This is a genomic window from Flavobacterium degerlachei, assembly GCF_900106645.1.
Taxonomy (GTDB): Bacteria; Bacteroidota; Bacteroidia; order Flavobacteriales; family Flavobacteriaceae; genus Flavobacterium; species Flavobacterium degerlachei.
In genome coordinates this window covers 15,230-38,447 of the sequence record NZ_FNMV01000005.1, presented here as the reverse complement: position 1 = coordinate 38,447, position 23,218 = coordinate 15,230, and the positions used below count along the sequence as shown (strand labels likewise).

Here is a 23,218-nt window from a genome sequence, read left to right as displayed (position 1 = left end):
TTCTTTTATTCTATAACGTGTAATTCAGATTTACGCTCCATCTATAATTAGATTCTATTCTTCCGCTCGATAAATTTTGACTTAAAGGTAGCATAGCATTAATTCCTACTGAGAATTTATCTTTCCCTACTTCGATACCAAATTTACTAAAAAGAACATCTCCAGAAGTATCAGGTACTGCTTCACCATATTGCTTATTAGTTTCATAGATTTCTCCAGCTAAACCCAATTGAGGTACTAGCTGAACCGAATTTAAATCTAACAAATAAAACAAAGTACTACCATAGTTAAGTTGGTTCCCAAACTGGTATTTCTTGTCATTCTCTGTCTTTAAAGTATAATTAAGCATCGTATTTAATCCCAAATCTTTCCTTTTTATAACGTATTCCGTTAGCAAAAGGTAATCCCAACTTCCTGTTCCTAATTGAAAACTTTGATTTACAGTACCTAGATTGTTAGATTCTTTAAACTTTCCTGTAGGTATTTTTACACCTCCACCTATTTGTAAATTATGAGCAAATACGGCACTATCTTTTTGAGTTTGATAAACGGAATAAGTTGCCATAATAGTCACATCCCCTAGCCCACTGATTTTCTCAGTACCAGATGTAAGTTCTCGATCGTGAAAGTGATACGGAATCAAAGCTGCAATTTGGATTTTCTCAGTAACAGGTATTTTTGCCCATACTTGAGTTGTATTAAAGTTTTCATCAATCCAGGGAGAGTTAGCAAAGATCCCATCCCTACTGCTATAACTTTGATTAAAGTAACGAACTCCAACAAAATTAGCATTTAGCATCGAGCTAAATCCCATACTACCACCACTTGCTGAACAACCGCAGGCATCGCAGTCAAAATCCATTGCGGCATCCAATTGCATTTTCTGAAATGTAAAACCTGAAATGCTGTCTTTCACCGTTTTTGCTGTTGCAAACTGAACAGCTAATAAAGTAAAAAGAGATATTATGATTGTATTTTTCATTGTATTAATATTCTGAAAATCGTTTATCAGTAAGATATTGATTGTCGGTTAATGTTTTTAAGAAAGCAATTAATTGCTCTTTTTCTGTAGCCGAAAGCGAAATCCCAAGTTGGCCATTTTGTTGTAAAATAGGGTCCAAAGTAGCTGATGCGACAACTCCAGAACTATAATGATTCAATACTGATTCCAGCGAACCAAAACGACCATCATGCATATAAGGCGCGGTCATCTCAACATTGCGAAGACTAGGCACTTTGAACTTATAATAATCTTGTACCAATTCTGTTACTCTATACCTTCCCACATCATTAATTAATGGGTTTATGGCAAGACCGTTATTTCTAAAAGAATCATCAGTCATTAAATCCGTTGCATGGCAAGAAGCACATTTCGCTTTAAAAATGGTGTAGCCAGCAGTTTCATCATTACTAAAAGTTCCTCCTGTTTCATTGCGTCTATAATGATCAAATTTAGAATTAGATGAGGTCAACATTACCATAAATTGCGAGAGCGCTTTTAGCATATTCTCAACTGATACAGCACCGTCAGCAAATGATTCTTTATACAGTAATTTATAGGTTTTATCGGCTTTCATCATAGCAAGAATCGCATTTAAATCCCCATTCATTTCTATCGCACTTGTCAATGGTATTATAGGTTGTAAGTCTAAATGGCTTGCCGCTCCATCATACATAAATACAGATTGATAAGCTAAGTTTTGAATAGAAGGCGCGTTTCTAGTTCCCAGAGCATCATCAACACCATGACTTACAGTGTGTCCGTGATGGGTAAAGGCATTTTCTTGCAGGTGACAAAACCCACAAGACACTAGTCCATCTGAAGCTAAACGGCCGTCATAAAATAATTTTTTACCTAGTTCAAATCCTTTTTCTGTAGGAGGATTTAAGCTGATATCATATTTCAGGTCAGGAAAATTAGAGGGTACTGAGAAATCTAATGGTAGATTCACATACTCGTCATCTTGATCTGAGCAACTAAATAATAACGGAATGAGTAGCCAAAGAAAATGATTTATTTTCATGGTTTTAAATTTAGATAAAAGCACAAAAGTTTTGAAATAGCCCCGGTTGCAGCGGCATCCTTTTTTTTTATTTCAAAAAAAAGATACAGCGAAAAACGGGACCTAATTTCTTTATACAAAACTCTTGTGCTCCTAAAAATGAAATTAATCGTTGTGAACGTGGTCTACTGAAAACATAGTTGCAACGTTTGCAGTTATTAATGGTAAGTTAGCACCTCCCATGATATTTGCACCCGTTCCGTTAGGATTGTTGTCAGAAAGTTTGATCACATTTGTGCTATTTAAAATCTTAGCCAAGTCAGTAATAATGTGAATTTGCGGTGTAATTGTGGTTCTCACTAACGCTTTTGTTTGTAAGTCCAGTGCAACAGTAGTATAGTTATAATCCGTCCCTGTTTGTCCTGTATGTACTTTAAACGGAACTGGAGTAGTAACTGTTGCTGAAGTAAAAGTTCCTTCAAAAGCTACAAATTTGTAACCCGCTGACCAACTCCACATCATTCCTGCTGCTTGTGCTGTTGCTAAGAAATCACCTTGACCTGTTGCTCCAGCATCCCATTGTTCTTTATCAACTCCAACACCAAAAGTAACTTTAGTATAGTTAGCTGCAGGAACGTCTTTAAGATTCAATATATGAGTAGCTATATCAGCTTCGTTTACTATGAAATAGCTTTCATTTTTGGGATATGTAAAAGTTGTCCCATCTTCTTTTGTAAGAACAATGTTACTGATAATGTACTTTATACTACTGATTTTAAGGACTTCGTTACTCGCTGTAGTATTCACTTGTGTATCTAGAATTAAATCATCTCCCTTAAAAGAGTTATCAAATTCTATTGCTAAGTTTCCTGTTCCTGAAATTGTTTCATCATCATTAGAACATGCAGTAAATGTGGCGCTCAAAGCTAAAACAGCTATGGCTTTGTATATTAAATTTTTCATCTTTTAAGTGTAATTTCTTTTTTATAAATTTTAAAATAAGGCGTATCATCAACATTACCATTGGGCTTTCGCCAAAGGAAATAGAGATACTAAAAGTTTATTTACTATTTAAGAAATGAAAATGGGTGGATGAAAAATAGAGTTCGAATCTAAATGCGAATAAAGATTCCTGCATTTTGAATTGAATAACGGTTTGATTTCAATAACTGAAAACGCATAAGTATACGTGTCCTGTTCTTCAACAAAAAGATCTATTAATTTATTTGTACTTTGTTTTTTTTCAGTTGAATTGGTTTTATCATCTTCTGAAGCTTTTGCCAACTCTTTCATCAAATGACATTTTCCATTACATTTCAGTTCTGGTTTTGCTTTATTGATACAAAGTACTTTTGAGATATAGTCATAATTGATTGCATAATCTAAAACCGGGAAGATGGGTTTTAGAAACAAAACAATAATTATTATGACTGCAAATCTTTTCACGTTGCAAAGATATAACTCCATTTTTAAATTCATCTGATAATTATCAGCTTTTATTAAACTTTTGTTAAGGCTTAAACCATTGAGACATATCACTGTCTTATTACTATAACATTAAAATAAAAAAAAATGAAAAAATTAATTATCGCCGCATTATTGCTTGTTGGAATGACAAGCTTTGCACAACAAGGAAATAAAACTGACAAAAGACAAGGTAGAGCTGAAATGGAAAAATTCACTCCTGAACAGCGAAATGAGTTGATGTTGAAAAAAATGACATTACACTTAGATTTGTCAGCAAAACAGCAAGCTCAAATGAAAAGTATCATTGCTGAGAAAAGTGCCAAACGGGAGGCAATGATGAAGGCTCGTAAAGACAACAGGGAGAAACCATCAAGAGACGAACGTTTTGCCATGAAAAGCAAAATGATGGATGAACAAATTGCCATGAAAGCTAAAATGAAAAACATATTGTCAGCTGAGCAATTTGAAAAATGGGATGCTATGAAAGCAAAACATCACAAAAAAAGAGGAATGCACAACAGAAAAGGAATGCAAGACAAGAACAAAAAAGAAGAAATGAAAAAATAATTTAAAAAAAACTCTCGGTTTGATGCCGAGAGTTTTTTTTGTTCTAAAAAGTTTTAGAAACTTTATCTATAGCTTGAATGGTAAAATCTAGATCTTCATAAGAAAGTGCATCTGTGATAAACCAAGTCTCATAAGCTGATGGCGCAATATAAATCCCTTCTTGTAATAATCCGTGGAAGAATTTTTTGAAGGTGTCATTGTCTCCTTTTCCAGCCGACTTAAGGTCAACTACTGGAGCTGCATCAAAATGTACTGAAATCATGGAGCCTATTCTATTGATTGTAAAAACAACATTATTTGCTTTCAAGACTTTTTCGATTCCTTCGTGTAAGTAAGCTGTTTTGTCTGCCAATCTTTGAAAAATAGCGCGATCATTATCTAATGTTTGTAACATTGCCAATCCTGCAGCCATAGCCAAAGGATTTCCTGATAAAGTTCCCGCTTGATAAACTGGCCCAAGTGGCGCCAATAAATTCATGATTTCTTCACGTGCAGCAAAAGCACCTACTGGTAAACCTCCACCAATTACTTTTCCGAAACAAACGATATCAGCATCTACACCAAATAACTCTTGTACTCCACCTCTTGCCAAGCGGAATCCTGTCATAACCTCATCAAAAATAAGTAGTATGCCATTATCCGTACATAGCTGTCTTAAACCTTCTAAGAAACCTTTGTTAGGAGGAATACAACCCATATTTCCTGCAACAGGTTCAACAATTATAGCGGCAATTTCGTCTTTGTTTGCTTCGATTAAAGCACTTACATTGTCTAAATCATTGTAAGTTGCTAATAAAGTATCTTTTGCCGTTCCTGCAGTTACTCCTGGACTATTTGGCGAACCAAAAGTAATCGCTCCACTTCCCGCTTGAATCAAAAAGGAATCAGAATGACCGTGGTAACAACCAGCAAATTTTATTATTTTGTCTTTTTTGGTAAAGCCACGCGCTAATCTTACGGCACTCATACAAGCTTCAGTACCTGAATTGACAAATCTTATTTTATCAATATTTGGCACCATAGAAACTGCCAAAGCTGCAATTTGAGTCTCTAACTCTGTTGGCATTCCAAAAGAAGTTCCCAATTTTGCTTTCTCTATTACTGCTTGAACAACTGGTTCAAAGGCATGCCCTAAAATCATAGGTCCCCAAGAGTTGATGTAATCTATTAATCGGTTTCCATCCTCATCATATAAATAAGCACCTTTGGCACTATGTACAAAAATTGGAGCTCCCCCTACTGCTTTGAATGCTCTAACTGGTGAATTTACTCCGCCTGGAATTACCTTTTCTGCTTCAGCAAAAAGCTGACTACTTCTTTTATATAACATGTATAATTTTTGAAATTTTATTTATGAATGGTGTATTGCTTCTCTAAAATTTTAATTCACAATCAGTCTTTGCCCAATAGAAAGAGTATTTGCCGAAAGCTTATTCTTTTGCTTTAATTGATCAACAACTAAATTAAATTTTCTTGAAATGGAGTACAAAGTATCTCCTTTTTGAACTACATAGACATCGCCATTATAACTCTCTACGCTTACTATTCTTACTGACTGTACCTGATTTTCCATAGGCGTATAATTAGTTCCTAAAACCTGGGAATCAAATCGGCCTAAATCATATCGTGTAATATAGGAAATCAATTTCTGAGGGTATCGTGGGTCTGTGGCATAACCAGCACTTCTAAGTCCTTTTGCCCAAGCCTCATAATCATCTTTTGGTAAGGAAAACAAACGAGAATATCTACCTCTGCCGGTTAGGAATAAAGCGTGATCCTTGAAAGATTCTGCTGGTTCATTGTATTTTCTAAAACATTCTTGTCTGGCGTCATCATCATGTCTAACACTTTCGCCTGTCCAATCATGGCATTTAATTCCAAAATGATTGTTGGCTCTATTTGCCAAATCACCTTTTCCTGCGCCAGATTCTAATATTCCTTGGGCTAATATAATACTTGCGGGAATACCATAAACTTTCATATTACTCATGGCAATATCTTTATATTGGGCAATATAATTAGCTACTATGTCATTTGAAACAATAGTTCTAGAGGTTGATTCTATTACTTCCTCTTCCACTTTATCTCGATCTTGAGCTACTATTGCTGTCTTTTTTACCACTGGTTTTGCAACGCTGGTCTTTTTGACTGATCGTGTTGTTGCTTTTTTTGTGACTGCAGGAGCTGATTTTGTAGTCACGATTACCGGTTTTGTAACATTACAACTTACCAGCAGTACTGCCGTAAGAATGAGTAGGATTTTTTTAAACATGTATATCTATTATTGGTAATTGTTTATTTTTCAATTTCACATTCATTCCTTTGATTCCTTGAATTCCACCTGTATGAATCAATAAAATTTTTGATTGGGCTGGAAAATAACCCTTATGTATTCTATCTATAACGCCAAAAATCATCTTTCCAGTATAAATAGGGTCTAAAGGAATTTTATTTTCATCATAAAACTGGTTGATAAAAGTAATTAAATCCTGATTTACTTTCCCATATCCACCAAAATGATAGTCCGTTATTAAGTCCCAATTTTCAGACTGGACAAAAATACGAATTTCATCTTTTAAAAAATCACCTTTCAAAGCAGGAAATCCTAAAACTTTTTGATGCGGTAAAGCACTATTTATAATTCCTGAAATAGTACCACCAGTTCCTACCGAGCAGCATACAAAATCAAAATCGGAGTCTTCTTCAGTAAGGATTTCTTGACAACCTTTTATGGCCAACTCATTCGTTCCGCCTTCTGGAATAAGATAAAAATCACCATATTGCTTTTTCAAATTTTCCAAAAAAGAGGAATCATTTTTTAAACGGTATTCTTCTCTCGAGATGAACTCTAATTGCATGCCGCAGTTTTGGGCAAATACTAAGGTTAGATTATCCGCAATTTTATCACGCAATTCATCTCCCCGAATAATTCCAATGGTTTTGAAACCGTTTTCTTTTCCTGCAAAGGCCACAGCGGCAATATGATTTGAAAAAGCCCCTCCAAAAGTGAGCAGCGTTTTTTGATTTTCTTCTTTCGCTTGCAGCAAATTATACTTTAGCTTTCTGAACTTATTTCCTGATACGAATGGATGAATCAAGTCTTCCCGTTTTATTGAAACGGAGATTGAATTGGGGAATTCGATTGTAAGTTTTTGGTTCAAATGAAGTGATTTTCGACAAAGGTAAAATTTATAGGCAACAAAAAAATTGAATAGCCATAGATTGTCTCTTTATAACATATTTTTAAGGCAATATTCGTTTTTCAGTCAAATTTTCTTCCCAATTTAATCTTCTATACCCTTATAAAATTACCAGTTTTAATAGATAACTCCTATTGAACCAGATGATTTCATAAGAAAGCAAAACATTACAATGTACTTTTGTTTATGTATTTTATAAAACTAAAAAACCTTCTTTTTTTAAGATAGGATGTATCCGATTCATTATCATAAGCTTCCCTCTCAAAACTGATGTTTCGATAAGCTAAATCTCTGTTTTTATATTGGAGTAAACGAACGAAGTATTCTAATATATAGAGTATAAAAAAAGGAAGTACTAAGAGTTCCAACTGTTGTCGCAAATGAATTTTTTCATGATTAACAAAAACCGTGTTTTCTTTATCGCTGCTGTATTTTACAAATACAAAGGGAAATGCCGTCAATCCGCGATATCCTTTTGGTATTAAATATTTAGTGACGATTAGAAACATTGTTATTGAGTTTTATTAAATAACGAAAGTAGTAAAAAAATACTCTTTGAAATTGTTCTGGATTGATCATGGTTTTTAAAACACAAAGTAAAACGGTAATTTAACTCTGGTATTTCTAAATAACCAACATACCCCTAAATTAAATTTTCAGCAACAACAAGACACATTCGCTATAAAATTTATAAATTTGTAGTACTAAAATAGTTTAATTTAATGAAAAACTCAATCGTTTGAGCAAATCGTATAATTTAAAATATTCTAAATAATTTTCACAATAGAATACCCAAAACATGATTGACGAGAATAACGAAAATAAATTAATAGAGGGCGAAGATTTCTATTACACGCCAGAAGGTTATAAATGCTTTACCGAGAAACACCACTTAAAAAGAGGGTATTGTTGTAAAAGCGGTTGTCGTCACTGTCCTTATGGTTACGATAAGAAGACAGGGAATATAAAAAAACAGTAATTGTTGAATATATCTTTGATGATGTTCTTATGTTTCAAACAATAAAAATCAAAACAATATAAATGGATATTTGCTCACAGAAATTTAGGATTAGAATTCATAAATCCTACCATCGATCGGATATTCGTTATCCATAGTGGTTTCGTTATCCTAGAAATCCCACAGGCGAAATATTCCCAAGGCGTTTTCTAACGAAGCAATACTTTTCTAAATTAACGAATCAACATTTAAGATGACTTTCCAAGAACAAATCCAACAAGGAATTCCCACTATACTGCCTCAGCCTAAACCGTATGAGGCAGACATCAATCATGCTCCAAAACGAAAAGAAATTCTATCAGCAGAGGAGAAAAAACTAGCACTTCGTAATGCTTTGCGCTATTTTGAGGCAGAACATCATGCCGAATTAATTCAAGAATTCAAGGAAGAATTAGAAACTTATGGTCGCATCTATATGTATCGCTTTCGTCCAGATTACGAAATGCGTGCGCGTCCCATTAATGAATATCCAGGAAAATGCGAGCAGGCAAAAGCCATTATGTTGATGATTCAAAACAATCTGGATTATGCCGTAGCACAACATCCCCATGAGCTAATAACCTATGGTGGTAATGGTGCCGTTTTCCAGAACTGGGCACAATACCTATTGACGATGCAATACCTGTCTGAAATGACAGAGGATCAAACATTGACCATGTATTCTGGGCATCCTATGGGATTATTCCCTTCACACAAGGAAGCACCAAGAGTGGTTGTAACCAATGGAATGGTGATTCCTAATTATTCTAAACCGGATGATTGGGAGAAAATGAATGCGCTAGGCGTATCGCAATATGGCCAAATGACTGCAGGAAGTTATATGTACATTGGTCCGCAAGGAATTGTACACGGAACAACAATTACGGTTTTGAATGGTTTTAGAAAAATAAAAAAAACTCCTAAAGGCGGTTTATTTGTAACCTCAGGTTTGGGAGGGATGAGTGGTGCCCAACCTAAAGCAGGAAACATTGCGGGATGCATTACCGTTTGTGCCGAGGTAAATCCAAAAATCACCCATATTCGTCACAGTCAAGGCTGGATAAATGAAGTTGTTGAAGATATAAACGAATTAGTAAAAAGAGTCGCTTTGGCGAAAGCCAACAAGGAAACAGTTTCTATTGGTTACCTTGGGAATATAGTTGACGTTTGGGAAAAATTTGACGAAGAGCACATCCATATTGATTTAGGAAGTGACCAAACTTCATTACACAATCCTTGGGCTGGTGGCTATTATCCTGTTGACATTTCTTTTGAAGATGCCAACGAAATGATGGCTAACAACCCTGATTTATTCAAGGAAAAAGTACAAGAAACATTACGCAGACATACTGCAGCCATCAACAAACACACTGCCAAAGGAACTTATTTCTTTGATTATGGAAATGCATTCTTACTGGAAGCTTCCCGCGCTGGTGCTGATATTATGGCCGACAATCATATTGATTTTAGGTATCCAAGTTATGTTCAAGATATCATGGGTCCTATGTGTTTTGATTTTGGTTTCGGACCATTCCGTTGGGTTTGTGCTTCAGGAAAACCGGAAGATTTACAAAAAACGGATGATATTGCCTGCGCTGTTTTGGAAGAAATGGCAAAAACGGCTCCAATTGAAATTCAGCAACAAATGCAGGATAATATTCAATGGATCAAAGGAGCACAAGAAAATAAATTGGTCGTGGGCTCGCAAGCTAGAATTTTATATGCCGATGCCGAAGGCCGCATGAAAATTGCCGAAGCTTTTAATCAGGCTATTGCCAAAGGCGAAATAGGAACTGTCGTTTTAGGTCGGGATCATCACGACGTTTCCGGTACAGATTCTCCTTACAGGGAGACTTCTAATATTTATGACGGCTCTCGTTTCACGGCTGATATGGCTATTCAAAACGTGATTGGAGACAGTTTCCGTGGTGCTACCTGGGTTTCTATCCATAACGGTGGCGGCGTAGGTTGGGGCGAAGTAATTAATGGCGGATTTGGGATGGTGCTTGATGGATCGAAAGAAGCATCAAAACGCATCGAATCAATGCTTTTTTGGGATGTCAACAACGGAATTTCGAGAAGAAGCTGGGCACGAAATGAAGGAGCTCTTTTTGCGATAAAGAGAGCGATGGAAAGCCAACCGTTGTTAAAAGTGACACTCCCTAATATTGTTGCTGATAATTTGTTGGATTTTTAATAAATTGGACGTATCTTTAGTAAACATTTAACAACCAAACATTTAAAACATGAAAGCAATTAAAATCCTTGCGGTTCTCTTTCTATTTATATTGGGTTCTTGCAGCTCTATTAAAGTCAATTCTGATTACGACAAATCGGTAGATTTCAGTAAATACAAAACCTATGCATTCCATAAAAGAGGCATTGACAGGGTCGAAATATCAGGATTGGACAAGAAAAGAATTCTTAACGCAATTGAAATGGAACTAAGTAAAAAAGGGATGACCAAAAGTGAAAACCCAGATTTACTGATTAATATATTTACTAAAGAAAGAGAACGAATCGATGTAGACCAGTACAATGCTGGATGGGGTTACGGATGGGGCTACGGATGGAACCCATATCTTTGGGGAGGACGTACTTACGTTTCTACTTATGTTGAAGGAACGCTATATATTGATTTAATTGATGCCAGAAAAAAAGAACTAATTTGGGAAGGCGAAGGTGTTGGTTACTTAACAGAAAATCGTGAGCGAAAAGAAAGCCAAATTAATGAGTTTGTGGCAAAAATACTGGCACAATTCCCACCAAAATAGAAATACCAATAATTTCTTATTCTATATAAATGGCCTACCTTTGCGTAGGCCTTTTTTATACCCTATTATGACACAAAATAAAGATATTACTACACTAGAAGATATTAAATTATTGGTTGACACTTTCTATGGTAAAGTGCAAAAAGACGATTTTATCGGACCTATATTTAACGAGAAAATAGCGAATCGCTGGCCAGACCATTTGGAGAAAATGTACCGTTTTTGGCAAACAATCTTACTCGAACAGCATACCTATTCTGGAAGCCCGTTTCCTCCGCACAAACATTTACCTATTGACAAAATACATTTTGACCGCTGGATGCAGATTTTTACTACAACGGTAGATGTCTTATTTACTGGTGCAATCGCTGATGAAGCGAAGCTACGCGCCAAAAACATGGCTGAGATGTTCAACTACAAGATCAACTACTTTAGAGATGCCGACCAAAAAGGAGATCTTTTAAATTCAAAATAAAATTTAATGCGCAAATTAATAATCCTCGCTTTTTTACCGCTTGCTTTTATATCCTGTTCTAGTCTAAAGCCTACTGAAACAGCAAATGCAAATCCTTCTCTAAAATTCATCAATTCTATTGAAGTTCCTTTTAATCAAGAATTTAAAAATACGGTGGTAGGTGGACTTTCCAGTATTGATTATGATGCCAAAAACGATTTGTATTATTTCATAAGCGACGATAGAGCTATTTACAATGATGCTCGATTTTATACTGCCAAAATTAATTTAAACGCTGATACTATAAACCACATTACTTTTAGTGACGTAGTAACTTTTAAAAACCCGGCTGGTTCAAAATACAGCAATTGGGAAAAATACCCAAATAGCTCCATTGATCCAGAAGAACTGCGTTACAGCCCGAAAACAAAATCAGTGGTATGGAGCAGCGAAGGTGCTCGTGTTATTGCAAAAGACTTTTTGGTGCTGCAAAACCCAACGGTGCAAACAGCTGATTTAAACGGAAACTACTTAAATGAATACAAGCTACCGGCTAATCTCAACATGCAAAAAGAGGAAAAAGGACCGCGTAGTAATGGTGTTCTTGAAGGGATTGCATTTAACAAAAACTACAGCACACTATACACAAACGTCGAAGAGCCTCTGTATGAAGATGGTGCCGAAGCAACCACTACCAAAGGCGGTATGATTCGCTTATTTGAGTTTGATGTGAAATCCAGAAAAAACATCGCACAATACGCCTATCTTTTGGATCCTATTGCACACGAACCCAACCCTGCAGCTGGATTTGCTGTCAATGGCGTTTCTGCTATTCAATATTACAGCAAAGACCAATTGCTAGTAGTGGAACGCTCCTACTCTGTTGGAAAAAAAGCCTGTACGATAAAAGTCTATTTATGTGATTTTACGAATGCGACAAATATAAAAGACATTGCTTCATTGCAAGGGCAAGAATTTATACCAGCTTCAAAAAAATTGATTCTGAACATGGATGATTTGGGGATTTTTATTGATAATATCGAAGGAGTAACTTTTGGTCCAAAACTAGCGAATGGAAAACAATCCTTGCTTTTCGTTTCTGACAATAATTTTTCTGACAAACAAAAAACACAAGTGCTACTTTTTGAAGTGGACTAAAACAGTGTTTTTTATAAATATCAAAATCCGTAACAGTTTGTGTTGCGGATATTTTTTTTGGTTTAATTTTTAAAAAGACTTAGTTATAAAACTACGTTTACGGTTTCCCGTAAAATCACTGAATAAAAAGGAGTTACATTTGAAACAGCTGAAAAACAAAATTTAAATCATTAATTTTTTAAGGAAATAAACTATACTTTTAAGAAAATAAAAAACGAAAGAAAAATTCGTGTATACATCCACATAGGAATTGATTAGTGACGTTTTATTTCGTCTATATACAAGTTACCCAACATTAAAAAATTGACTACCTGAAATAAATGATAAATGAAATAACTATATATTTTGACTCTCCAAAAGATTTTACACCCGAGAATATAAGACCTCTTAATGGAATAGCTGGCTTATATTTTATTTTTAGTAAATCTATAGACATTAACTATCCCTTTGACGTTTCTAAACTCTTATACATAGGTATGAGTGAAAAAAAAACTAATAGTATAGGAAGTCGACTCATAGGACATTATGATGGCAAATCTAAAAATGCTGGATTATCGAATTATAGAAAAACAGAACCTTTATTTTTTACCTATATTAATTTCGAAATGTTAAGGAGTGTTTGGGGATACAAAATTGAAGATTTAGAAAGTTATTTTCTGCTTGATTTTGTAGATAAATATGGTGTTTATCCCATTTGTAACAATAAGACTAGTGCCGAGATTTTAAAAAATGAATTAATAACGAGCTTCCGAATTAATTGGGAGTATTTTAAATAAAATTCAATGAGCAGCGAAGTAAAATCAGGACAGGAAATATTAGATAACTTCTTTGAGGTAATTGAGTCTATTGAAGGTGTAGATTTCAAAATATCAAAAATGATATCAGAATTATATAAGGAAGGTACGCTTACTGAGGCTAGAATAAAAAACGAATTGCAACAACTAAGAATTCAAGAAAAAGATGAAGCTAAAGCAAATTGATATAAAAGGACTGCGTGGGATAAAGGAATCTCTTTCATTAGAATTGAATGGTAATTCGGTTGTCCTTTATGGAGATAATGGAATGGGCAAAAGCAGCATCTCTGATTCTATTGAGTGGTTTTACACAAATAAGGTAGCACACCTTTCAGGGACTGAAATTGATTTAAAAGATGCTTTAAGAAATGCTTCTTTAGAAGAAGACTTTGTGTCTGAAGTAGGATTGAAATTTCTTAAAAAAATTGACTTTGATACAGAGAAAATACTTTTTACAAAAAGAGGAAAATTAGAACAAGATTTTACTGTAAAATCAGATGAGATACGTGACTATTTAGTGAAGTCTAAGGAGGAGAATTTATTACTACGCTACAAAAGTTTAAATGACTTTGTGGATATTGCGAAAGGCGACAAACTAAAGTATTTATCAGATATAATTGGTTTTTCTGAGGTGACTAAAAAGAAAGAGGTACTTAGAAAGGCTTTTACGTCTATAAAAACAGAAATAAGAAATCAAAATTTCGAGGGACAAATTAATGGACAGAAAGCAATACTTATAGATAAGATTGGAGCAGCAGTAAGTCAGGATAAAGACTTATTTGAAATTATAAAAACGAAAATAGCTCCACTAAAAACAAAGATAGAAATTGAAAGCATCGAAGATATCGATGAGCTTTTGAAACACTTGAAATCTGCAACTAATGAAAAGCTATTAAAAGAAAATACCTTTTTAGAAAAAGTCCAAACTGGTTTAATAGGACTTCAAAGTGAAGTGATTACAATAAATACTCATTACGATATTTATTATGATGAATTCCAAAAAATTGCTGCTGATGTAGAAGGGATAATTAAAATTTATATTGGTGACCTATTAAAAACAGGAGATAAAGTAATTCAAAAATTTCATAAAGAAGAGAGTTGCCCATTATGTCTACAACCTAAAAGTAAAGATGCTTTAAGAACCGAAATTGCAGAGCGTTTAAGAAAAATTGAAGAAGCTGAAAAGAAGTTGAAAGCTTTTCAAAAAGCTCAGGAACTAATTAAAAGTATAAGTGTAGAAAGAATAAAAAGAATTGAATTGCTTTTATCTGAGCCGCTTTTTAATTTTAAAGAAAATGAACAATTAAAAAAAGAACTAGAATCTATAAAAGTAAAAGTAAAACTTATTGAGACATCAAGTTTAGTAAAACCTTCTTCTGGTGACAGAATTCAAGATTCTAAAAATACTGCTTTTAATGTTTCTGACTTCCTTTTTCTAGATGATTTAGTTTTAAGGATTAAGAAATTAAAACAGACTATAAAAAAGGATAATATAACCGAAATTTATGCAAACATATCAGCATCTAAAGATGCGTTTCTTAAAATTAAAACTTTAGAAAAAGATAAAAAGGTACTTGAGAAACAAAGTTCTTCATTATCCATCATTTATAATGAGTTTATAAAAGTTCAAAAAGAAGGTTTAGAAAATTTTATAGACACTTTCTCTTCCAAAATAAATGAATATTATCAATATATGAATCCTGATGAGCCTTTTCAGGAAATTAAGATTGTCACAATGGGAGAAGAAGACGAACTTAATGGAATAACTATTGAATATAAATACAACGGTAATTGGGTTTCACCTCCTCAAAAGTATTTTAGTGAGTCACATCTTAATTGTTTTGGGATATCATTTTTTCTTGCGTCAGTAGATGCTTTTAATGATATAAATGAATTTATAGTTTTAGATGATGTAATATCAAGTTTTGACTCTAATCATAGAAAAAGATTTGCTGAGTTATTATTTGAAAAATTCTCTAAAAGACAAATAATTTTACTGACACACGAAGAAGAATGGTTTAGAAACTTTGTTAAACCACTTGCTATGAAAAAAGGCTGGTTAGTAAATGAAATTAAATGGACAGAAGCTAAAGGAACACATTTTGTAGAATCCCAAGGAGATATTAAGTATAGAATTGAGAAAAAACTATCAGAATCTGAAGTCGATGGATTAGGAAATCCTATTAGGCAGTATTTAGAACTGTCGTTAAAAGAGATTTGCATGAATCTTGATGTTAAAGTTAGTTTTCGTTCAAATGAAATAAATGAGAAGAGAATGCCAGATGAATTAATTAATGAATTAAAGTCAAGAATTAACTCTAAAAGTAAGGCTTTAAAAATGCATTTTCCAACGATTGAAAGAGTTGCTAACTCATCAATACTAGGAAATTTACTTTCCCATCACAATCCGTTTAATCCTAAGATTGGCGATCTTAGAGCTTTTTGGGCAGATATTCAGGAAATGGAACGCATATTCTATTGTCAAAAAGAAGGTTGTAGAAAAACAGTAGTTTCGTTTAGAAATCTAGATATGGTTGCTAACGAAATACGGTGTGGTGGTTGTGGCAAGACAAAATATGATTGGAAATAAAAATATTGGGTAACAATGTATAAAATAATAAGGGTCAAGTCCCCCCGCTACCACACGAGTCCAACTGGCGCTCGTTTGTAACGAGTGCCTATTTTAATTTATAGCATCCCCGCTGCTGCACGAATCCTTTCGTGTGGTACGTGTCTCATAAAGCATAAACTCCTTTTTAACCGCAAGACTATTCAAGTGAATCAAGTTAGCCATACCGCTTGTAAAAACAACTCAATACCAGATTGATAGAAAAAAAGCACCTTAAACTCTCATAACAAACGAGAGTTTTTTTATTTGCTGAATAGTAACTTTTAAGTTACCTTTGTTTATGAAAGTACGGGAAGTAATTGCCTATAAAAATTATTTTGAAGATTTCCTGAAAGAACAACCTCAAAAAGTTCAAGATAAAATCTTTAAAATTATTGAAGCCATAGAAACTCTAGAAAGAGTTCCTGCTAATTATTTAAAACACTTAGAAAATACAAACGGACTTTATGAAGCAAGAATACAACTTGCTTCCAATATTTGGAGAGTTTTTTGCTTTTTTGATAATGGAAAGCTAGTCATTTTACTAAACGGTTTTCAGAAGAAAACACAAAAGACACCAAAAAAGGAAATTGAAAAAGCATTACGATTAATGGAAATGTACTTTAACGATAAATTGTTAGAAAATGGAAACTAAAAGCTGGAAAGAAATTAAAGATACTGTTTACGGAAATAAAGGAACTGAAAGACGCGATGAATTAGAGCGTGATTTTGAAGGTTTCAAAATTGGTTTACAACTGAAAAAAGCCAGAGAAGAAAAACATTTAACCCAAACCGAACTAGGGGAACTTGTTGACAAAAAAAGGGAATATATTTCAAGAATAGAAAACAACGGAAGTAACTTAACGCTTAAAACTTTATACGACATTGTAGAAAAAGGTCTTGGTGGTAAAGTAAAAATCGAAATTGAACTTTAATTAGTATTTGTAGTGTCAATTTTAATTCATATTACAATCGTAGTAGTGTTTACAACGCGGTTTTCATAATCGATTTTCTCCGGTTAGTGTGAGTGCTTCGCTCCTCGCAATGACCTGCTAAATCAAAATCATCTTCAATCACCAAATCTGAAATTACCCCACAACTCCTCTAGCCCCGATTGCAATGGAAAGCTTTTTGTAAAAGCCGTTTTGGTTTTTCTTGTTACCGAAGAGCGACCGCAGGAAGCTCCTGCGGGAACTTTAGAAAAACAAACGGCGCTGCAAAAACTTGCAATGAAAAGCGGGAAATGGCTCCCAGAATTCGTACTTTTACATCTTAACTACAACGTTTTCGACATGAATGCAACTATTGAAACTAATCCGTTATTAGACCGCTTGCCAAAACACTTGAAGCAATTTATTAAGCCTCAAGATTATAGCGATTACACGCCTATCAATCAAGCCGTGTGGCGATATGTGATGCGCAAAAATGTGGATTACCTATCAAAAGTGGCGCACAAGTCCTATTTAGATGGCTTGAAGAAAACGGGAATTGAAGTGGACAACATCCCAAGTATGTACGGTATGAACCGTATTCTTACTGATATTGGTTGGGCTGCAGTGGCAGTAGACGGATTTATTCCGCCTAACGCTTTTATGGAGTTTCAGGCGTATAACGTACTGGTTATCGCATCAGATATTCGTCAGCTGGAACACATTGAATACACACCCGCTCCCGACATTATTCATGAAGGTGCTGGCCATGCTCCTATTATTGCCAACCCAGAATATGCAGAATATTTGCGTCGTTTTGGAGAAATAGGCTGCAAAGCGATTTCTTCGGATAAGGATTACCAAATGTATGAAGCAATTAGACTGTTATCTATAGTCAAAGAAGCAGAAGACACGCCACAAGCAACTATTGACGCTGCGGAAAAAGCGGTCGAAGATTTGCAGAACAACATGGGCGAATTATCTGAAATGGCACAAATTAGAAATTTACACTGGTGGACTGTTGAATATGGCTTGATAGGAACTGTTGAAAACCCAAAAATATACGGTGCCGGATTGTTATCCTCGATAGGTGAAAGTGCTTATTGTATGACGGACAAGGTGACGAAAATCCCTTATGACATATCAGCCGCAAACCAGAGTTTTGATATTACTAAGCTGCAACCTCAGCTTTATGTGACGCCAACTTTTGCCTATCTAAATTTAGTTTTGGAAGAGTTTGCTAATAAAATGGCACTAAGAACTGGCGGTTTATCTGGAATAGAAAAACTGATTGACTCTACCGCTTTAGGAACTATTGAATTGAGTACTGGCTTGCAAATTTCAGGTGTTTTCACCAAAGTGATTGCACACGAAGGCAAACCTATTTATATACAAACGACTGGAAAAACAGCTTTGGCTTCTCGTGAGAAAGAATTAGTTGGCCATGGCACACTAGCTCACGCAGAAGGTTTTGGTAGTCCGATAGGGAAACTAAAAGGAATCAATCTTGCCATTGAGGACATGAGTCCGAAAGACTTAAATGCGTATAACATTACGGAAGGAAATACGGTAAAACTGGAGTTTGAAGGAAATATTACTGTGGAAGGAGAAATCGTTACAGGTTCTAGAAACCTGCAAGGAGAAATCATTCTTATCCGCATGAATAATTGTACGGTAACCCACGGTGAAACGATTTTGTTTCAACCAGAATGGGGAGTTTACGATATGGCGGTGGGTAAAAAATTAGTTTCGGCTTTTTCTGGCCCTGCTGATGTGAATAGTTTTGATTTGATTACGCATATGCCTTCTAGTACAACTATTAAAGCTAAGCATTCTGCTGAACGTGATGATCTAGAAACATTATATCAAACGGTACGCTCGATAAGAGAAACGAAAGACTTAGAAACTTCATTAGTCCCTGTTTTTAATAAACTAAAAGCAGAGCATCCTAATGACTGGTTATTGTCCGTAGAAATTGTGGAACTCTTGAAAGACAGAAATGAACCGCAATTACTGGAAGACTTGCTGGTTTATCTTGAAAATTTAAAACAAAGAAGACCTGAAGTGGCGCATTTAATCTCTGGTGGATTGGACTTGATTTTTGAGAAAGAAAACGCTTAAACTTTGTAGCCACAGATTAAAAGTGATTATTCTAAAAAAATGTAACCGCAAATTCGCAAATACTTAATTAGCGAATTTGCGGTCTTTTATTTTTGCTAAAGACAATGCTAAAAAAAAATCAACCGCAGATTCACTGATTTATTTGGATTGAAGGTATAAGAAAATTGATCACAAATTCGCAAATACTTAATTGGCGAGCTTGGGGTCTCTTATTTTTGAGAAAGACAATGCTAAAAAAAGTAACCGCAGATTCACTGATTTTGTTTGATTGAAAGTGAAAAAATTAACCCCAGATTCGCTACAATTAATTTGCGAATTTGCGGTGTTTTATTTTTGCTAAAGACAATTCTTAAAAAAAGTAACCGCAGATGCACTGATTTTGTTAGATTGAGAATACAAAAAAATTGACCGCAAATTCGCAAATGTTTATTAGAGAGCTTGCGGTATTTTATTTTTACTAAAGACAATTCTTAAAAAAAAGTAACCGCAGATTCACTGATTTTGTTAGATTGAAAGTGAAAAAATCAACCGCAGATTCGCAACAATTAATTTGCGAATTTGCGGTCTTTTATTTTTGAGAAAGACAATGCTAAAAAAAATTAACCGCAGATTCACTGATTTTGTTAGATTGAAAGTATAAAAAAATTAACCGCAAATTCGCAAATATTTAATTAGCGAATTTGCGGTGTTTTATTTTTTGAGAAAGACAATGCTTAAAAAAAGTAACCCCCGATTCACTGATTTTGTTAGATTGAAAGTATTAAAAAATTGACCAAAAATTCGTAACTATTTAATTAGCGAATTTGCAGTCTTTTATTTTTACTAAAGACAATGCTTAAAAAAAGTAACCGCAGATTCACTGATTTTGTTAGATTGAGAATACAAAAAAATTGACCGCAAATTCGCAAATGTTTATTAGAGAGCTTGCGGTATTTTATTTTTACTAAAGACAATGCTTAAAAAAAGTAACCGCAGATTCACTGATTTTGTTAGATTGAGAATACAAAAAAATTGACCGCAAATTCGCAAATGTTTATTAGAGAGCTTGCGGTATTTTATTTTTACTAAAGACAATGCTTAAAAAAAGTAACCGCAGATTCACTGATTTTGTTAGATTGAGAATACAAAAAAATTGACCGCAAATTCGCAAATGTTTATTAGAGAGCTTGCGGTATTTTATTTTTACTAAAGACAATGCTAAAAAAAATTAACCGCAGATTCACTGATTTTGTTTGATTGAAAGTGAAAAAATCAACCGCAGATTCGCAACAATTAATTTGCGAATTTGCAGTCTTTTATTTTTTGAGAAAGACAATGCTTAAAAAAAGTAAACGCAGATTCACTGATTTTGTTAGATTGAAAGTATAAAAAAATTACCCCCAGATTCGCTACAATTAATTTGCGAATTTGCGGTGTTTTATTTTTACAACGCATAGTACGGCAACTTTACCATGAATTAATTCCTGAAATTCGTGTTTGTTACTTTTTGTGTTTGTTATGTTACAGCTTTATCTGCTGATCAAAATCTTTTTCGCTTTCAATTACTTTCCCTTCGTATTTTAAGGTCCAGCCTAAAGTACTGGTGGTAATTAACAACTTCGACAATTCACTAATCAGCCTATTTTGAGCATTGGATTTCAATGTAGATTTCTCTATTTTTTTAGCCAGATTCGCTTTAACCGATTTGTTGATTTTATTGTAGTCATCTCCTGTAAAAGGATTCAATTTGCTTTGCTCTACATCAAAAAACTTAATATCTGGACTGATTTTTATTTCTTCTTTCGGAATACTGACTATGGTAATTGTTTTGTTTTTCTCATCGATATCGTATTTCATTTTATGCAAATCATACGCAACAGTCACATCAGCATTAACGACAACCAACGCCTTTTTATCAAAAGAAACGATTCCCATCAGGTATTTCTCCTTATTCTTATACGTAATCACCTCCGAAAAATGTCCTTCGGTTACCACCAATTTCCCCACATTTAGGATTTGTTGCTGGATCAAACCTGAGCTATCTATAGCCGTAGAATCATCTTCTTTTTTAAAATCACAATATTTAAACAATAGCGCAACTGTAGCAATCAATGCTATAAACACAATAAATCTCTTGAACATAATTAAAATTTCATGAATGGATATTCCTCTAGCAATTTAGTGATTTTAAGCTTGAGTTTCGCTTCAAATTTTTGATGACTTTCTGAATTTGGGGTGAAAGCTCTGTGCGATAAACTTTTTTGAACCGTCTCTACTGCATCCATGGTAGAAAAGGCTGTTTCTGCAATTGACGTTTCCTTGAAACGCTTCCAGATATAATCGATAGCGACTTGGTTGGGATGCAACATGTCTTCCGCATAGAAACGATAATCTCGGAGCTCGTCCATCATGATTTCGTAACTAGGAAAATAAGTGACATTTGATAATTGGCAATTGATAATTTGATGCAATGCAGCTATTAAATTCGATTTACTCCATTGGTTTTCTACAAAACCATCCTTGATATGACGCACCGGCGAAACCGTGAAAACAATATTGCAATTGGGATTTACGGAATGAATGAACTTCAGTGTCTTATCAATAGATTCTTGAATTTCATCAACTGAAAGTAATTCCTTATTGAATTGCTTTTGTGGCACTTTATGACAGTTAGCAACTATCGCGTCACTTTCTATATTTCGATACACCCAGGCCGTTCCATAAGTGATAATGATATGAGAAGATTGCTCTAGCTGCACTTTTGTTGATTGCGTTATTGTATTCAAGCTCGCTACTAAATCCTCTTTACTTGAATTACTAAAATCCGAATGTACATCATAACAATGCCAGCGTTCGTTATGAAAAAATGTGTCGTTTTCTGTGAAGTGCTTTCCAGAAACAGCAAAAGTGATTAGTTTCTCAATCGCCAAAGGATGAAACAAAATCCCAAACGGATTACAATTGTTTTGTAGCTTAAAATAATCTAGTTTCTCAGACATATTTACGGCAAAACAAGAGCCCAAAGACACAATGGTAGAATTGTAATCAATGAGATGATCGCTTTTAGGAATGGGTATTTGAGTTCTGAATTGCATTGTTTCTAATTTACTACAAATTTGAATAATTTTAACGAATTAAATACAGTTTAAATCTTTTTTCATTTCTCTTAAAGAAATAGCATTAAAAAAACCCTTTCCACGTCTTACAGTTTGAAAGGGTTTTATATTCTTTAAAAAATACTCTATTTACTGGTAGAAATATTGATAAGTAGCATTGAGTTTGGCCCCATTATAGTTAGCATATTCTTTATTTTCGATTGGATACCCATCTGCATTATAAGTATATTGATTACTAGTTGGATAATAACCTGGAATATTAGTTTTTAAAATATTATTTGATCGATCTAAATGTGGCTTTGAATAAATGACACTAAAATTTGGAGGTAAATCAAAGTATATAATTTTATTAAATCCTATTATATTTTTCTTGGGATTTGATTTCGAATCATACTCAAAACTCGAAAAAGAGCCTGCCATATCGATAGAACCCATTTTCAAAATATTTTTATTTATATCAAAAACAATCTTGCCGCTTGCAGAGGAAATCTCAATATTATCTCTGGAATCTATCGTAAATATTTTAAATTCTTGAGTGTTATTGTCAATTTTAGCATATGAAATTTTTAAAGTCATTTTAAATGAATCAAAATATTGTTCCCGTACCGAAGAAATTAAATTTTCATTGCTATCATAGGCAAAGTTAGTACTCATTACTAATCTTTCGGGCGCTCTAAATATATTACTAACCTTCATGTTAGTTATTAAATTCCCTGTATAGGTATAATCCACTCTATAACTATAGCCCACATCAGTCCCCATACTAAAACTATTTTGCTTCCAAGACTCACTTACTATTTTATTCCCATTATATAAAAATGTAGTTGTTACTAAAAGTTTACCATCTGGATCTGATTGAGTGATTTTGTTTACCAATCCAGAAGACGCAACTATAGGAGGAGAGTCACTCTCGGAAGAATCACTAGAACATGAAAACAGTACCATCATTAAACAGACTAATCCCAAAGCTAATTTATTCATGTTTATTTTTTAATAAATATAACTTTAAAATAAACATTTAACAATAATAATTGTACAAAAAAAACTCAAC

General features: G+C 34.0%; 23 protein-coding genes. 12 read left to right on the top strand and 11 right to left on the bottom strand.

What is annotated here, in order from left to right; genetic code table 11:
* Positions 1–10 precede the first annotated feature (10 nt).
* The 4 genes from BLV91_RS06305 to BLV91_RS06290 form a co-directional block, all read right to left on the bottom strand.
* The gene (locus BLV91_RS06305) at positions 11–982 is read right to left on the bottom strand and encodes a transporter family protein (protein ID WP_091430883.1); all 972 of its coding nucleotides are present in this window, start codon (positions 980–982) and stop codon (positions 11–13) included.
* 4 nt (positions 983–986) lie between these two features.
* A complete protein-coding gene (locus BLV91_RS06300; protein WP_091430880.1) occupies positions 987–2,024 on the bottom strand; it encodes a cytochrome-c peroxidase in 1,038 nt (345 codons plus the stop codon).
* Between the two features lie 144 nt (positions 2,025–2,168).
* The gene (locus BLV91_RS06295) at positions 2,169–2,966 is read right to left on the bottom strand and encodes an MbnP family protein (RefSeq protein ID WP_091430878.1); all 798 of its coding nucleotides are present in this window, start codon (positions 2,964–2,966) and stop codon (positions 2,169–2,171) included.
* Between the two features lie 108 nt (positions 2,967–3,074).
* On the bottom strand, positions 3,075–3,470 hold the full coding sequence (locus BLV91_RS06290) for a hypothetical protein (RefSeq protein WP_245709620.1): 396 nt from the start codon (positions 3,468–3,470) through the stop codon (positions 3,075–3,077).
* A gap of 105 nt (positions 3,471–3,575) precedes the next feature.
* Between BLV91_RS06290 and BLV91_RS06285 the strand changes: the two genes are divergently transcribed.
* On the top strand, positions 3,576–4,037 hold the full coding sequence (locus tag BLV91_RS06285) for a hypothetical protein (protein ID WP_175513963.1): 462 nt from the start codon (positions 3,576–3,578) through the stop codon (positions 4,035–4,037).
* Positions 4,038–4,080: 43 nt separating this feature from the next.
* Here BLV91_RS06285 and hemL read toward each other — a convergent pair whose 3' ends face one another.
* The 4 genes from hemL to BLV91_RS06265 form a co-directional block, all read right to left on the bottom strand.
* Complete coding sequence (hemL, locus tag BLV91_RS06280; RefSeq protein ID WP_091430876.1) at positions 4,081–5,367, bottom strand: glutamate-1-semialdehyde 2,1-aminomutase; 1,287 nt, start codon at positions 5,365–5,367, stop codon at positions 4,081–4,083.
* Positions 5,368–5,418: 51 nt separating this feature from the next.
* Positions 5,419–6,309: a glucosaminidase domain-containing protein gene (locus BLV91_RS06275; protein WP_091430875.1), complete on the bottom strand. Its 891-nt coding sequence runs from the start codon at positions 6,307–6,309 to the stop codon at positions 5,419–5,421.
* A complete protein-coding gene (locus BLV91_RS06270) occupies positions 6,302–7,198 on the bottom strand; it encodes a 1-aminocyclopropane-1-carboxylate deaminase/D-cysteine desulfhydrase (RefSeq protein ID WP_091430873.1) in 897 nt (298 codons plus the stop codon). Before BLV91_RS06270 ends, BLV91_RS06275 begins: the two co-directional genes overlap by 8 nt.
* A 206-nt stretch (positions 7,199–7,404) precedes the next feature.
* Positions 7,405–7,746, bottom strand: a complete 342-nt coding sequence (locus BLV91_RS06265) for a hypothetical protein (RefSeq protein WP_091430871.1) — start codon at positions 7,744–7,746, stop codon at positions 7,405–7,407.
* A 290-nt stretch (positions 7,747–8,036) separates the two neighbouring features.
* Here BLV91_RS06265 and BLV91_RS06260 point away from each other — a divergent pair, with 290 nt between their 5' ends.
* From BLV91_RS06260 to BLV91_RS06210, 11 genes are all read left to right on the top strand, one after another.
* The gene (locus BLV91_RS06260) at positions 8,037–8,216 is read left to right on the top strand and encodes a C1orf53 family protein (protein WP_007137781.1); all 180 of its coding nucleotides are present in this window, start codon (positions 8,037–8,039) and stop codon (positions 8,214–8,216) included.
* Between the two features lie 232 nt (positions 8,217–8,448).
* Entirely contained in the window at positions 8,449–10,431 is a 1,983-nt protein-coding gene (locus BLV91_RS06255; RefSeq protein ID WP_091430868.1) for a urocanate hydratase, read from the top strand.
* A 49-nt stretch (positions 10,432–10,480) separates the two neighbouring features.
* Positions 10,481–11,008: a DUF4136 domain-containing protein gene (locus BLV91_RS06250; RefSeq protein ID WP_091430865.1), complete on the top strand. Its 528-nt coding sequence runs from the start codon at positions 10,481–10,483 to the stop codon at positions 11,006–11,008.
* 67 nt (positions 11,009–11,075) lie between these two features.
* Complete coding sequence (locus BLV91_RS06245) at positions 11,076–11,483, top strand: group III truncated hemoglobin (protein WP_091430863.1); 408 nt, start codon at positions 11,076–11,078, stop codon at positions 11,481–11,483.
* A 6-nt stretch (positions 11,484–11,489) separates the two neighbouring features.
* A complete protein-coding gene (locus tag BLV91_RS06240; RefSeq protein WP_091430860.1) occupies positions 11,490–12,620 on the top strand; it encodes an esterase-like activity of phytase family protein in 1,131 nt (376 codons plus the stop codon).
* A 476-nt stretch (positions 12,621–13,096) separates the two neighbouring features.
* Positions 13,097–13,396 carry a hypothetical protein gene (locus BLV91_RS06235; protein ID WP_245709619.1) on the top strand — a complete coding sequence of 100 codons (300 nt, stop codon included), beginning with the start codon at positions 13,097–13,099 and terminating at the stop codon, positions 13,394–13,396.
* Positions 13,397–13,402: 6 nt separating this feature from the next.
* Positions 13,403–13,600 carry a hypothetical protein gene (locus BLV91_RS06230; protein WP_091430854.1) on the top strand — a complete coding sequence of 66 codons (198 nt, stop codon included), beginning with the start codon at positions 13,403–13,405 and terminating at the stop codon, positions 13,598–13,600.
* Entirely contained in the window at positions 13,581–16,004 is a 2,424-nt protein-coding gene (locus BLV91_RS06225) for an AAA family ATPase (RefSeq protein WP_091430851.1), read from the top strand. The genes BLV91_RS06230 and BLV91_RS06225 overlap by 20 nt, the downstream gene beginning before the upstream one ends.
* A 319-nt stretch (positions 16,005–16,323) precedes the next feature.
* A complete protein-coding gene (locus tag BLV91_RS06220) occupies positions 16,324–16,677 on the top strand; it encodes a type II toxin-antitoxin system RelE/ParE family toxin (RefSeq protein WP_091430850.1) in 354 nt (117 codons plus the stop codon).
* Positions 16,667–16,957: a helix-turn-helix transcriptional regulator gene (locus BLV91_RS06215; RefSeq protein ID WP_091430847.1), complete on the top strand. Its 291-nt coding sequence runs from the start codon at positions 16,667–16,669 to the stop codon at positions 16,955–16,957. The genes BLV91_RS06220 and BLV91_RS06215 overlap by 11 nt, the downstream gene beginning before the upstream one ends.
* Positions 16,958–17,314: 357 nt before the next feature.
* Positions 17,315–19,072, top strand: coding sequence for an aromatic amino acid hydroxylase (locus BLV91_RS06210; RefSeq protein WP_091431215.1), 1,758 nt, complete (start codon positions 17,315–17,317; stop codon positions 19,070–19,072).
* Between the two features lie 1,500 nt (positions 19,073–20,572).
* Here BLV91_RS06210 and BLV91_RS06205 read toward each other — a convergent pair.
* The 3 genes from BLV91_RS06205 to BLV91_RS06195 all read right to left on the bottom strand — a co-directional run bounded on the left by BLV91_RS06205 (position 20,573) and on the right by BLV91_RS06195 (position 23,148).
* The gene (locus BLV91_RS06205; RefSeq protein WP_091430845.1) at positions 20,573–21,193 is read right to left on the bottom strand and encodes a DUF4230 domain-containing protein; all 621 of its coding nucleotides are present in this window, start codon (positions 21,191–21,193) and stop codon (positions 20,573–20,575) included.
* A 2-nt stretch (positions 21,194–21,195) separates the two neighbouring features.
* Positions 21,196–22,146: a GSCFA domain-containing protein gene (locus tag BLV91_RS06200; protein ID WP_091430843.1), complete on the bottom strand. Its 951-nt coding sequence runs from the start codon at positions 22,144–22,146 to the stop codon at positions 21,196–21,198.
* Positions 22,147–22,296: 150 nt separating this feature from the next.
* Positions 22,297–23,148 carry a hypothetical protein gene (locus BLV91_RS06195; protein ID WP_091430841.1) on the bottom strand — a complete coding sequence of 284 codons (852 nt, stop codon included), beginning with the start codon at positions 23,146–23,148 and terminating at the stop codon, positions 22,297–22,299.
* Positions 23,149–23,218 lie beyond the last annotated feature (70 nt).